At 54.8% G+C, this 13,508-nt stretch carries 13 protein-coding genes; 6 read left to right on the top strand and 7 right to left on the bottom strand.

Translation table 11 applies throughout. The annotated features are described in order from the left end of the window. Positions 1-13: 13 nt before the first annotated feature. Positions 14-1,357 (bottom strand): bifunctional UDP-N-acetylglucosamine diphosphorylase/glucosamine-1-phosphate N-acetyltransferase GlmU, encoded by a 1,344-nt coding sequence (gene glmU, locus AUQ43_RS17055; protein WP_062957513.1) that lies wholly within the window; start codon positions 1,355-1,357, stop codon positions 14-16. A 256-nt stretch (positions 1,358-1,613) separates the two neighbouring features. Here glmU and AUQ43_RS17060 point away from each other — a divergent pair, with 256 nt between their 5' ends. Next, positions 1,614-2,285, top strand: a complete 672-nt coding sequence (locus tag AUQ43_RS17060) for an HAD family hydrolase (RefSeq protein ID WP_062957514.1) — start codon at positions 1,614-1,616, stop codon at positions 2,283-2,285. A gap of 88 nt (positions 2,286-2,373) precedes the next feature. On the opposite strand, the gene araD is transcribed toward AUQ43_RS17060, so the two are convergent. From araD to chvE, 4 genes are all read right to left on the bottom strand, one after another. Next, the gene (gene araD, locus AUQ43_RS17065; RefSeq protein WP_062957515.1) at positions 2,374-4,122 is read right to left on the bottom strand and encodes an L-arabinonate dehydratase; all 1,749 of its coding nucleotides are present in this window, start codon (positions 4,120-4,122) and stop codon (positions 2,374-2,376) included. 153 nt (positions 4,123-4,275) lie between these two features. After that, the gene (gene mmsB / locus AUQ43_RS17070) at positions 4,276-5,460 is read right to left on the bottom strand and encodes a multiple monosaccharide ABC transporter permease (RefSeq protein ID WP_062957516.1); all 1,185 of its coding nucleotides are present in this window, start codon (positions 5,458-5,460) and stop codon (positions 4,276-4,278) included. A gap of 10 nt (positions 5,461-5,470) precedes the next feature. Then, positions 5,471-6,994 (bottom strand): multiple monosaccharide ABC transporter ATP-binding protein, encoded by a 1,524-nt coding sequence (gene mmsA, locus AUQ43_RS17075; protein WP_062957517.1) that lies wholly within the window; start codon positions 6,992-6,994, stop codon positions 5,471-5,473. Positions 6,995-7,143: 149 nt separating this feature from the next. Beyond that, complete coding sequence (gene chvE, locus AUQ43_RS17080; RefSeq protein ID WP_062957518.1) at positions 7,144-8,223, bottom strand: multiple monosaccharide ABC transporter substrate-binding protein; 1,080 nt, start codon at positions 8,221-8,223, stop codon at positions 7,144-7,146. A gap of 232 nt (positions 8,224-8,455) precedes the next feature. On the opposite strand from chvE, the gene AUQ43_RS17085 reads away from it, so the two are divergent. The 5 genes from AUQ43_RS17085 to msrB all read left to right on the top strand — a co-directional run bounded on the left by AUQ43_RS17085 (position 8,456) and on the right by msrB (position 12,354). Beyond that, entirely contained in the window at positions 8,456-9,442 is a 987-nt protein-coding gene (locus AUQ43_RS17085) for a LysR family transcriptional regulator (RefSeq protein WP_062957519.1), read from the top strand. An 83-nt stretch (positions 9,443-9,525) separates the two neighbouring features. Further along, positions 9,526-10,572 carry a hypothetical protein gene (locus tag AUQ43_RS17090; protein WP_062957520.1) on the top strand — a complete coding sequence of 349 codons (1,047 nt, stop codon included), beginning with the start codon at positions 9,526-9,528 and terminating at the stop codon, positions 10,570-10,572. Between the two features lie 169 nt (positions 10,573-10,741). Next, positions 10,742-11,296, top strand: a complete 555-nt coding sequence (locus AUQ43_RS17095; protein ID WP_062957521.1) for an AAA family ATPase — start codon at positions 10,742-10,744, stop codon at positions 11,294-11,296. 15 nt (positions 11,297-11,311) lie between these two features. Next, positions 11,312-11,785, top strand: a complete 474-nt coding sequence (locus tag AUQ43_RS17100) for a thermonuclease family protein (protein WP_062957522.1) — start codon at positions 11,312-11,314, stop codon at positions 11,783-11,785. 128 nt (positions 11,786-11,913) lie between these two features. Next, positions 11,914-12,354 (top strand): peptide-methionine (R)-S-oxide reductase MsrB, encoded by a 441-nt coding sequence (msrB, locus tag AUQ43_RS17105; protein ID WP_062957523.1) that lies wholly within the window; start codon positions 11,914-11,916, stop codon positions 12,352-12,354. Between the two features lie 76 nt (positions 12,355-12,430). Here the strand turns inward: msrB and AUQ43_RS17110 are convergent, their stop codons facing one another. Together AUQ43_RS17110 and AUQ43_RS17115 are read right to left on the bottom strand one after the other, a co-directional pair. Continuing rightward, positions 12,431-12,904, bottom strand: coding sequence for an HAD family acid phosphatase (locus AUQ43_RS17110; RefSeq protein ID WP_198157181.1), 474 nt, complete (start codon positions 12,902-12,904; stop codon positions 12,431-12,433). After that, positions 12,901-13,491 carry a histidine phosphatase family protein gene (locus AUQ43_RS17115; RefSeq protein WP_062957524.1) on the bottom strand — a complete coding sequence of 197 codons (591 nt, stop codon included), beginning with the start codon at positions 13,489-13,491 and terminating at the stop codon, positions 12,901-12,903. The genes AUQ43_RS17110 and AUQ43_RS17115 overlap by 4 nt, the downstream gene beginning before the upstream one ends. Positions 13,492-13,508 lie beyond the last annotated feature (17 nt).

Genomic DNA, 13,508 nt, shown 5'->3' on the forward strand with positions numbered 1-13,508 from the left:
ATCTTTGTTTGGGCTACTTTTTGCCGGTCAGTTCGCGCATTTTTTCGCGAAACTTGGCCGCCCAGCCCTTTTTCTCGATCCGTTCGGCCCTTGTCAGGGTCAGTGCGTCCGCTTCGACCTTGCCGGTGATCGTGCTGCCCGCGCCGACAATCGCGCCATCGCCAATCTCGACGGGTGCGACAAGCGACGAGTTCGAACCGATAAAGGCCCCTGCCCCAATGTCGGAATGCTGTTTGCGGAAACCGTCATAGTTGCACGTGATGGTTCCGGCCCCGATATTGGCCTTGGTGCCGACACGGGCATCACCGATATAGCTCAGGTGATTGACCTTTGCCCCGTCTTCAACAACGGCCTTCTTGATTTCAACAAAGTTGCCAACCCGCGCACCGGCACCAATTTCTGCTCCCGGTCGCAAGCGGGCATAAGGCCCGATATCGGCACCATTGCCAACTACACAGCTTTCAAGGTGGCTGAACGCCTTGATCACAACATTGTCGCCCACGGTCACGCCGGGTCCGAAGACCACATTGGGTTCAACAATGACATCCCGGCCAAGTTTGGTATCGGCACTAAGGAACACGGATGCCGGATCAACCAAGGTAGCACCCTCTGCCATCGCAGCCTCGCGCAGGCGATCTTGCAGGATGGCTTCGGCAACCGCCAACTGGGTGCGGGAATTAACACCAAGTGTCTCTGCCTCATCGACCTCGACCGCAACACAGCTTTGACCATTCTTCTGCGCAACTTCGACCGCGTCGGTCAAATAGTACTCACCCTTGGCATTGGCGTTATCAATCGCCTCAAGGGTTGCGATCATGTCCTCGGCCTTGAAACACATCACCCCGGAATTGCAGAAATTGATCTGACGCTGCGCGTCGTTGCATTCCTTGTCCTCGACAATCGCGGTCAGGTTGCCGTTCTGATCTGTTACCAAACGGCCATAACCGGTCGGGTCTTCGGGTCGGAAGCCCAGAACCGCAACGGCATGATCATTTTCTTCGCGCGCAGCAACAAGGCGCGCCAGAGTTTCAGCGGTAAAAAGCGGGCTGTCAGCATAGAGCACCAGAACATTGCCCGTAAGGCCCTTCAAGCCATCCTTGGCGGCAAGAACAGCGTGTGCCGTGCCAAGACGATCAGTTTGTTCAAAGGTCGGATGCGGGGCAACGGCCTTGATCAAGTCGGGCATATCCGGGCCAACAACCACCATGGTCTTTGCCGCCTTCAGGTGGGCTGCGGTATCAATGACGTGATTGACCATCGGCTTGCCGGCAACTTTGTGCATGACTTTGGGCAAGGCGCTTTTCATGCGCGTACCCATACCGGCGGCCAAAACAACAACACTTAGCTCAAGCGACATCTATTACCCTGTTGGCTGCGGTTTCGCAGCATCCCCTTTGAAAGCATTATCACAATGGTTGTGATGCAAATAATCCAATTCGCAGCAAGTCTTAGAACATATTCTTTTCAAGCAAAAGCCCATAAAGAATCACGTTTTGTTACCGGCTGTTAGCAGATGTTACCGATTGTTAATGGCACGGTTTCCGTTAAGTTCCTATAAACCATGCTGCACTTGCCACCACTGTCACCAATTCACATCCAAGGAGCCCCACCCGATGGCCAAATTCATTCTGTTCGACCTTGATGGCACCCTGATTGACGGGGTCGATGACATCCTGTTTGCAATGAATGATTTGCTGGCCGCCCACGGTCATGCGCCACTTGTTCGTCATGATATTGAAGCCATGCTGGGTGATGGCACATGGATGCTGACCAAACGCGCCTTTGCCGCACGCGGATCCGAGCCCACGGATGCGATGCTTGACGAGCTTAATGTCGATTTCAACGCGCGATATGTCGAAACCGACTACGCCTATACCCGCCTTTTTGAACATGCCGAACCCGTCCTGCGCCAACTGAAATCAGATGGCTGGACGATTGCGCTGGCATCGAACAAACCCGAAGCCCCGTGCAAGGCAATCCTGACCAAACTTGGTGTCGCGGACCTGTTCAGCGTCATCGCTGGTGGCGACAGCTTTGAGGTCAAAAAACCCGATGGCTGTTTCCTTGACTTTGTGTTGGGCCAGCTTGGCTTTGATAAATCAACCGACACCGCCATCATGGTCGGCGATCACGCCAATGACGTAAACGCCGCCCGCGCGGCTGGCATTCATGTGATTGCCGTTGCCATGGAAATCGATGACACCCGTGCGAACACACTTGGCGCGGATGCTGTGGCAACCGCTTATCAGGACTTGCCTGCGGCGATCCGCGCGATTATCGAGTAATCGCAAAGCCCCACGGAAAAAAGAAGCCGGCTGACGCATCTGCACCAGCCGGCTTCAAATTTTCGATCTGGGTTAGCCTTAGGGTACCCTAGTGGCTATCCTTCGGAATTGCGTTGCCACGATGGCCGACAAGGAAGTCGAAGTCTGCCCCGCGATCGGCACCAATCACCGACTTGTAGTAAAGCGAGGCATAGCCGCTTTCCGGGACCGGAACGCTGTTTTTCCAGTCTTTCAGGCGCTGAGCCAGTTCTTCATCGCTGATATCGAGATGCAGGCGACGGTTGGGCACATCAAGCTCGATCATGTCGCCATTCTTAACGACAGCCAACGGGCCACCGGCAGCAGCCTCCGGCGAGGTATGAAGCACAACGGTGCCATAGGCCGTACCGCTCATACGCGCATCCGAAATCCGCACCATGTCCGTGATGCCCTTGCGCAGCACCTTGGGCGGCAGGCCCATATTGCCGACCTCTGCCATGCCCGGATAACCTTTCGGACCACAATTCTTCAGAACCATGATGCAGGTTTCATCGATATCAAGGTCCTCGTCATAAATCTTGGCCTTGTAATCGTCGATGTCCTCAAACACCACGGCGCGACCGCGATGCGTCAGAAGCTCGGGCGTTGCAGCTGATGGCTTAATCACCGCACCATTGGGCGCAAGGTTACCCTTGACCACGGCAATGCCACCGCTTTCGGTCAGGGCCCTGTCGAACGGGCGAATGACGTCCTCGTTCCAGTTGCGCACATCCTTGACCTGATCCCACATGGTTTCACCCGAGACGGTCAGGGCATCGTTGTGAAGCTTGCCTGCCTCGGCCAGCGCCTTGATCACCACAGGCAGACCACCGGAATAGAAGAACTCCTCCATCAGGTAGTCGCCAGATGGCTGCAGGTTGACGATGGTCGGGATATCCTTGCCCAAGCGATCCCAGTCATCAAGGGACAGGTCAATACCGACACGCCCGGCAATCGCCAACAAATGGATCACCGCGTTCGTCGATCCGCCAATCGCACCATTGACGCGAATGGCGTTTTCGAACGCCTCCTTGGTCATAACGTCAGACGGCTTGAGGTCATCCTTGACCATCTGAACGATGCGACGACCCGTCACATGCGCCATTACACGACGACGGCTATCAACAGCCGGGATCGCGGCATTGCCCGAAAGCGCCATGCCAAGCGCCTCGGCCATGCTGGCCATGGTTGAGGCCGTGCCCATGGTGTTACACGACCCTGGGGATCGCGACATGGCAATTTCGGCTTCAAGGAAATCTTCGGTGCTGATCTTGCCGGCCTTGCGCGCCTCGGCAAGCTGCCAAAGAGAGGTGCCCGATCCGATATCCTCACCGCGCCATTTGCCGTTCAGCATCGGACCACCGGTGACGACAATCGCCGGGATATCAACGCTGGCCGCCCCCATCAGAAGCGATGGCGTGGTTTTGTCGCAACCCACCATCAGGACAACACCGTCAAGTGGCGTTCCGCGCAGCATTTCCTCGACATCCATCGAAGCCAGGTTACGGAACATCATTGCGGTTGGACGCAGCGTGCTTTCACCGGTCGAGAAAACCGGGAATTCAAGCGGCAGGCCACCTGCTTCGTAAATGCCGTGTTTGACCCGTTCGGCCAGATCACGCAAATGGGCGTTGCATGGGGTCAGTTCAGACCAGGTATTACAAATGCCAATCACCGGTCGCCCATCAAAGAGATCCGACGGCAGACCCTGGTTCTTCATCCAGCTGCGGTGATAGATATTGTCCTTGCTGGTTCCGCCGAACCAACCTTCTTGTGACCGCAAGGTACGCGGCCAGGGAGCCGGTTTGAACTTCGTCATGCCCGTTTTCCTTTTTGACTTATTATCGTGACGGATCCGGTCATGTGCGGTTGGTACAGCCACACACAGGACATTGAACGATACGCACCGGCAATCGGTCAGGGAAACCGACTGGTGTGAGGCCGGTGCGCATCGTTCCGCGTCAACGTGTTGTTACGCCTTGTTCTTGTTGTAGACGTCGAAGATCACAGCCGCCAAAAGCACAAGGCCCTTGATCACCTGCTGCCAGTCAATACCGACACCGATAATCGACATCCCGTTATTCATGACACCCATGATCAGCGCGCCAACCACAGCACCGATCACTTTACCTACGCCACCCGACATCGATGCACCACCGATGAATACAGCAGCGATCACGTCAAGCTCGAACGCAAGGCCCGCTTTCGGCGTTGCCGTGTTCAGACGTGCGGCAAAAACCAGCCCCGCAAGCGCGGCAAGCATGCCCATATTGGCAAAGGTGAAGAAGGTCAGGCGCTTGGTGTTAATGCCTGAAAGCTTGGCGGCCTTTTCATTCCCGCCGAGCGCATAGATGCGACGACCCAAGGTCGTGCTGTTGGTGATGAAGGTAAAGATCGCAATCAGAACCGCCATGATCACCAGAATGTTCGGCAATCCGCGATAGGTCGAAAGCAGATAGGTCACAAACAGGATCGCAATCCCTGCAACCGCATGTTTGGTGACAAACACTGCCATCGGTTCCTCAACCGCGGCAAACTTCGCCTGCTTGGCGCGCGACCGCAGGCCAAGGATTGGCAGAAGTGCTGCCAGAACCACACCCAGCGTCATGGAGAAGACGTTGAATCGTCCCTCAATGAAACCACCAAGAAAGTCGGGGATGAAGCCCGATGACATTGCCTGGAAGCTGTCGGGGAACGGACCAACCGATGCCCCGCCCAAAAGGGCCAGCGTCAGCCCCTTGAACACCAGCATGCCAGCCAGTGTCACGATAAAGGACGGAATACGCCAATAGGCCACCCAATACCCTTGGGCCGCACCAATGATCGCACCCGCGATCAGGCAGACCGGGATAACAAGGACCGTCGGCAAATCCCAATTGACAATCATCACGGCGGCCAACGCGCCGATAAAGCCGACAACAGAGCCGACTGACAGGTCAATATTACCGCCGACAATCACCAGCAACATGCCAACAGCCATGATGATGATATAGCTGTTTTGCAGGAACAAGTTGGTCAGGTTGACCGGCTTGAGCATGATGCCGTCGGTCAAAACCTGGAAGAAGGCCAGAATGGCAACCAGCGCAACAACCATGCCGTATTCACGAATGTGGGTGCGCAGATAGTAGCCGATTGATTTGGTTTCAGTATCCGTCATTGTCTATTCCTCACGCCTTCAGGATCATGCGCATGATTGCTTCCTGGCTTGCGTCCTTTGCCGCAAGCTGCCCCTTGATCTCACCTTCGTTCATCACGTAGATGCGATCGCACATGCCCAGAAGCTCCGGCATTTCCGACGAGATCATGATGACCCCCTTACCGTCGGCAGCCAGTTGGTTGATAATCGTGTAAATTTCGTATTTCGCCCCGACATCAATACCGCGGGTCGGCTCATCAAGAATGAGCACTTCAGGTGCAGCAAACAGCCATTTGGACAAAACGACTTTCTGCTGGTTGCCACCCGAGAGGTTCATGACCTTTTGCGCAACATTCGGGGTGCGAATGTTGATCTTGTTGCGATATTCCTCGGCAACGGATCGTTCTGCGCCGTCATTGAGAACACCGTTTTCCGAAACACCCGGCAAGTTCGCCAGCGTAATGTTGGTCGTGATACTTTCTTCAAGGATCAGCCCCATTTCCTTACGGTCTTCGGTAACGTAGGCAAGGCCCGATGCAATCGCCTTCTCGACGGTCGATACATCAACAGGCTTGCCATTGATCAGAACTTCGCCCGAAATATCGGTGCCATAGGATTGGCCAAAGATGCTCATGGCAAGCTCGGTTCGTCCGGCCCCCATCAGACCCGCGATCCCGACAACCTCGCCGGCAGCAACGTCGATATTGACATTGTCAACAACCTTGCGCTCGGGATGAAGCGGATGGGTTGCCGACCAATTGCGGACCTCCATCAGCTTTTCGGTACCGATATTGGGCGTGCGGTCCGGATAGCGGTGCGCCATATCACGCCCGACCATATCCTTGACGATATCGTCTTCGGTAATATTGCCACCACGTGCATCAAGGGTCGAAATCGACTTGCCATCACGAATGATCGTGATGCGGTCTGCAACCCGGTTGATTTCGTTAAGCTTATGCGAAATCAGGATCGAGGTAATGCCCTGCGCCTTGAATTCCAGCAAAAGGTCCAGCAACTTCTGACTGTCATTTTCCTGAAGACTTGCCGTTGGCTCGTCCAGAATCAGAAGCTTCACCTTTTTTGAAAGCGCCTTGGCAATTTCAACAAGCTGCTGTTTACCGACCCCGATATTGGTCACAAGCGTTGCCGGGTTCTCTTTCAAACCCACTTTTTTCAGCAATTCGCCCGTGCGCGCAAACGTCGCAGGCCAGTTCACAACGCCGTTTTCACTGATCTCGTTGCCCAGAAAGATATTTTCAGCAATCGACAGAAGCGGCACCAGGGCCAGCTCCTGATGGATGATGATAATCCCGCGATCTTCACTGTCGCGGATATCCTTGAATTCCTGCACCCCGCCGTCATAAAGGATGTCACCTTCATAGGTACCATGCGGATAGACCCCGCTCAGCACCTTCATCAGCGTGGATTTGCCGGCACCATTCTCGCCACAAAGCGCATGAATTTCGCCGCGCTCGACTTTAATACTAACATCATCAAGTGCCTTCACACCCGGGAAAGTCTTGGTGATGTTCTTCATTTCCAGGATGGTATCCATCCGGTCCTCCCACTGCCATTGACACTGCAACGGCGCCTTAAGTCTGCTTTGGTCTTTGTTTTCCTGGAAACCAGTCGGGCTTGATCGCCCGATCACGTTTGAGAAAAGCGACCCCGGCGTCTCCGCCGGGGCCTTCAAAGTTCAAGTGCTTACTGCACTTCTTCTTTGGTGTAGTAGCCTGAACCAACAAGGATTTCTTCCCAGTTGGATTTATCAACCATGATCGGCTCAAGCAGGTAGGAAGGAACAACCTTCACACCGTTGTCGTAAGTGCTGGTGTCGTTGATGGTCGGCTTTTCGCCTGCAAGCACACTGTCCACCATCGAAACGGTCACGCGTGCAAGTTCACGGGTATCCTTGAAGATGGTGGAGTACTGCTCACCAGCCAAGATCGACTTAACCGACGGCAGTTCAGCATCCTGACCGGTAACGATCGGCATATCCATGTCGCCCGAACCGTAACCAACGCCCTTGAGCGAGGACAGGATACCAATCGACAGACCGTCATACGGCGAAAGAACGCCATCGATTTCTTCGTCGGTGTAGTATGCCGAAAGAAGGTTATCCATACGTGCCTGAGCAACCGCACCATCCCAACGCAGCGTACCGACCTTGTCCATGCCCATCTGGCCGGATTTGATCACGATGGTTCCTTCGTCGATCAGCGGCTGCAGGATCGACATGGCACCGTTATAGAAGAAATACGCGTTGTTATCGTCCGGCGAACCGCCGAACAGTTCGACGTTATAGGGCGGCTCACCCGATTCAATCAGACCATCAACAAGCGAAGATGCCTGCTGAACGCCAACCTTGAAATTATCAAAGGTGGAATAATAATCGACATTCGGGCTTTCAACGATCAGGCGGTCATAGGCGAAGACCTTGATGCCCGCTGCTGCTGCGTTTTCCAGCGCATTCGAAAGCGTGGTACCGTCAATCGCCGCGATCACCAGGACATCCACGCCCTTAACGATCATGTTTTCGATTTGGGACAGCTGGTTGGGAATATCATCTTCTGCGTACTGAAGATCGGTTTTGTAGCCGGCAGCTTCAAACTGCTCGACCATGGAATTTCCGTCGGAAATCCAACGTGCCGAAGATTTGGTGGGCATTGCGATCCCGACATAGCCTTTTTCATCGGCATGGGCGTAACCGCCGGAAATCATCGGGCTCATCATTGCGGCCGCGCCAAAGGCGACCCCTGCCATTACGGCACCGAGACGTTTCATAGCTATCCTCCCTAAAAGACACGGCATACCAGCCATTTTTGTCTTAGCCCGACTTTCACAGGCGTGCTTGGCCCGCATACGTCGTGTCTTTGTTTTCGATTGATACAGCATCCTATTTCCCAAAGGACACGGCGCCATTATTCAGACGCCCTACATAACAATCAAATAAACATTTTCGAAACTTGCATATCAAAAACGATATATTAAAATCCCCACCGCAGGAGGAATACATATGGCAAAAACGTCAACCCAACAGCCGCTCAGCTCGGCAAAATCGCTGCTTTTCCGGTCGGGAAACCTTTTTCAGCGCGGACTTAAGCTCAGTCACCTTCGCATGATTGTCGCGATGGAAGAAACTGGTCAGATCAGTCTGGCGGCGGACATGCTCAAGACATCCCAACCCGCTGCCTCTAGACTATTGTCTGAGATGGAAAGCATCCTTGAGGCCAGACTATGCGTGCGCAGCCCGCGTGGTATCGAGATGACCAATGCCGGACGCGCCCTGGCGCGACGTGCACGCAGCATGCTGATTGAAATCCGCGAGGCCGAACGCGAAATCGAGGACATCAAACATGGGGGCGGTACCGTCTTTATCGGTGCGGTGACCGCAGCCGCAGTTGAATTGGTGGTTCCCGCAATCCGAAGCGTCCAGGCTGTCAACTCGCTGCTTGAGGCCCATGTCGGGGTCGGGCCATCTCACTTGCTGATCAAGGATTTGCTGGCTGGTGACCATGACTTCGTCATTGGCCGTGTGCCCGAAGACATGGACCCGCGCCTTTTTAACATCCGCGAAATCAGAAGCGAGAAAATCCGCCTCATGGTGCGTACGGGGCACCCGCTGCTTGAAAGCAACAAACCGATCACCCTTGCACGACTTGCACAATTCGACTGGATTTTGCCGCCGCCGGGCAACCTGATGCGTCGTACGATTGAAGATGTCTTTATTTCGCGTCACCTTCCCCTGCCCCATTCCAGCCTCAACTCGGCATCACTTCTTGTGACCCTTGCGACGTTGTCTGATACCAACTCGATTGCCCCGATGGCCGAAGAAGTCACAACCCTTCTGACCAGTGGCGGGCTGATCACGGAATTGCCATTCGATGGCGCGATTGAAATTAAACCCTATAGCCTGATTACTGCCCGTGGGCATCGGCTTTCGCCATCGGCACAGTTGGTGTCGGACCATATTCTTTCACGTATTGAAAAACCCCATGGTTAGGCAAAGGTTTGCACTGTGCGCCGGACCAAAACTCACATAAGCTTCTGAAGCAGAACAAAGTATAGTGTCGTCGAGATCCAAGCATGCCCAAACTGGTTCGATATTTCACCGCCCTGCTGGGCGCATTGTCGCCCTTGTTCTCGGCCACGGCCAGTGCCGATGAAACCCAATACAGCGCAGACACCACAGCCGACTTCGCGGTCATGGATCTGCGCGGAACAACCGCATGGGCGATCAACCATTTTCAGTGGCTCGAACCAGACGCAGAGGCACTTGAAACACTGATCGGCGCCACAGGGAAAGGCCCCATGCGGCTTGATCTTGTGATGGACAATATCGTGCCGCCCTATTGCGAACTGCGTCCTGATCCGGAAATTTGCGATGATCCGGGCGGGCCGGTGAACTGGATGGAAGATGTTCCACAAACCATCTGCATGGACATCCCACCTACCACCAGAACCCGCCACAAGGATATACCGGGCAATATCGATCTGTTGTGCTTGCAACCGCAAAGCAACCTTTTGTTCCCCGGCAACTGGACAGAGGGCACCAACTGGCCGCAGATCCATCTCAATCAAACTGTGACACCAGGCGAAATCCGCTATGAGGGCAGCACGGTGATCATTGACCTGACGATCATTGATGCCATTGCCACCAACCTCGCCAACCTGTCAGAACAGGGTTACGGCGCAGCGGTTATCGGTATGTCAGACAGCGACCTTCGTGACGTCCTTGGCCCAAAACTTGATGTCTTTCGCGCCGGAGACGATGACAGCTGCACCTATTTGCAACGCGATCTTGATCCGCATGGATTGGGCTATATGGTTCTTGATGGCGAACTTGCGCGGGTATCGATCTATGGTGACGAACTTGATGTTGCGACCAGCCTTGTGCGAACCGTGAATGGTCTTTCGATCGGATCCCGCAAGGAAAACGTTCTTGACGCATTTCCCAATCAAACCCTGATCGAGGAAGAACACGAATATCTTGGCCCCGATGGCCTGTATTTGACCTGGTGGCAAGACGACGCGCAGACGCGCGGCATCCGGTTTGAAATTGACGAAACCGGCAGCGTCATTGCCATCCATGCCGGAAACAGCGCGATCACCCTGATCGAAGGCTGCCCCTGATTCTTCGACCTGATCTTCTTGGTCGTTGACTTCACGTCACAAGCCGCTAAAAAGCCGGTCCTGCGCAGATCGTACCGATCTTGCCGCTACCCAAAACCAACAACAATATTGCCATCCCCTTGCCGCAAAGCCCGACCAGAACGGCGTGCTTGCGGAGACACGAACACGAATGCAAACACCTATAACGTCCAACCTTGTTGTCATTACCGGGGGTCCCGGTGTTGGCAAAACCACCTTGATTAGTCATCTGAATGACCGGGGCTTTGACACCAGCCCCGAGGTCGCGCGCGCCATCATCGAAGAACAGATGGAACGTGGCGGCACCGCCCTGCCGTGGTCTGACAATGATGCCTATGCCGGTCTGATGTATCGCCGGTCCATCCGCGCGTGGCAGGACGACATTCAAAACCACCCGCGCACGGTTTTCTGTGATCGTGGCTTGCCCGATACATTGGCCCATCGAAGACTAAGCGGCCTTCCCGAAAACCCCGACCTGATCCGCGCGATCAAGACCTATCGCTATCACAAACTCGCCTTTGTCCTGCCGCCATGGTCGGAAATTTACAAAACCGATGCGGCGCGAACACAAAGCTTCTCTGAAGCCGTCAGAACATATGTCGTGCTGTGCCGGACCTATCATGAATGCGGCTATGAACTGGTCGAAATTCGCAAAGGCCCGGTTGAACAGCGCGCCGCCCAGATCCTTGCCCGCCTGAAACTATAAGAAACACACCACGCCATGACGCCCACCCATTCGACATCCCCACGCACCAAATATGCCATCATGGCATGCACAGCCGCTGTTGCGTTATTTGCCAACCTTGCGGCCGATGCTGCCTGCTATGACTGGCCGCTGCGCGATTATCGCGGCAATTACGCCTATGACGGCGACACCATCTATGTCGCTATTCCGGGACTGCCCGAAGAAATCGCCAATATGTCGGTGCGCGTGCGCGGGGTCGATACGCCTGAAATGCGCGGCAAATGCGAAAGCGAAAAGCAACTGGCCCAAAAGGCCCGCGACTACGCCCGCAACCGACTGAAAGCCGCAACAAGCGTGCAATTCTGCGAACCCGAATGGGGCCGCTATGGCGGGCGTGTGGTCGCGTCTGTGCGCATTGATGGCAGCCCGCTTGATCTTGAGCTGATCGCAAACGGCCTTGCCCGGCCCTATGACGGCAAAACCAAACGTCAGCCCTGGTGTCAGGGCTAACGTCAGGGCTGATCGCGATGGCCATTAATCTCACTTCGCTGTGAAGTCACTGGACAACGGCAATATTCCAACCATCTTTGGAAACAGGAAATTGCAGGACCAAAGATCAAAAAACGAAGTGACGAAATATGAGCAAGTATCACAAAGATCCCGATGCCATCCGCGACCTGTCGCCCGAACAATATCATGTGACCCAGGAAAGCGGCACCGAACCGCCGTTTCGCAATGATTTCTGGGATCATAAGGAAGACGGGCTTTATGTTGATATCGTCTCGGGCGAGCCACTTTTCACCTCGCGCGACAAGTTCGATAGTGGCTGTGGCTGGCCAAGCTTTGTAAAGCCTGTCGAAACCGACCATATCGTCGCCAAGGAAGACAACACGCTTGGCATGCGCCGGATCGAGGTTCGGTCCAAACACGGTGACAGCCATCTCGGCCATGTCTTCCCCGACGGCCCGCAGGACCGTGGCGGATTGCGCTATTGCATCAATTCCGCATCCCTTCGCTTCATCCCGATTGAGGATTTAGAGGCAGAGGGTTATGGCGACTATCGCCAGCTGTTTGAATAATCAGACAAAAAAAGACCGGCACGAGGCCGGTCTTTTTATTTGTGTGATGATTAGAACTCATAATCAAAACTTACTGTCAAAATTCACCCGGCGCACACTGCAAACAGGTCAGGCCCATATCGCGCCATTTATCAACGACCCGCCTGCGATCATCGACAACCAGCCACGGGTTAAACCCATCTTCTATGATCCTGGCCAGAAGGTCTTCCTTGACCTCTTCATCGGTGCGGTGATCGGCATCTTCGGGACGCAGATACATGCCATCAAACGGGATATCATGCGCACGCAGCCACGCTTCTGACCGGTGCTGCCATCCAGCCGGGCGGCCTGAACAGATCAGAATTGCATGGCCGGATGCATGCAGGATGCGCAACAGTTTTTCGATATTTTCAATTGGTTTGGCGTGGTCCATGGCGTCAAAGAACGCATCCCACTGTTTTTCCGCACCATGAACCAGATGCCCCAAAGCATCGGCATCAAAATGCGCCAGCGTGCCATCCATATCAAACACGACTGCATCACGCGCATCACGGGCTTTGGGTTCAGTCACGCAGAAATCTCCTTGATCAGGTTTTCGGTCAAATTTTCATAGCCCCAACCATCCTTGTTCGGGCGGAACAGGATCGGGGTCGCATTGGGCACACGCGGGCCATCGGCCTCGAACCCGGTCATGTAAAGAATGCAGCGCGCTACACCGGAATGGGCAACAATGACGGTCAGGTTATCGCTGACCTCTGCCAGGGCCTGTTGCATGGCAAAGGACACGCGCTGACACATGGCATCAAACCCTTCGCCATTGGGCGGGGTGTCAAAGCGCGGGCACAGTTCACCAATCGGGCAGCCTTCCAGATCGCCCCAATGACGTTCGCGCAACCCATCAAGGACCCGGGCGTCATACCCCGGCAGCACAAGATTGGCCGTCGTGCGAGCCCGATCCTGCGGGCTGACATAAACCGCATGCCATTTCGCCATCGCCATTAATGGTGCAATCGCCAACGCTTGTGCGCGCCCGGTTTCATTCAGCGGCGGTTCGTTTGACCCGGCAATGATACCCGCCCGGTTGGCATCGGTTTCCCCGTGCCGGATGAAGACAAACGGCAGCTTGGGAAAATCGAACTTTTCAGCGGCATAGATCATGACCGGGCATTACCTTT

This window comes from Thalassospira sp. MCCC 1A01148 (assembly GCF_001613795.1).
Lineage (GTDB): Bacteria > Pseudomonadota > Alphaproteobacteria > Rhodospirillales > Thalassospiraceae > Thalassospira.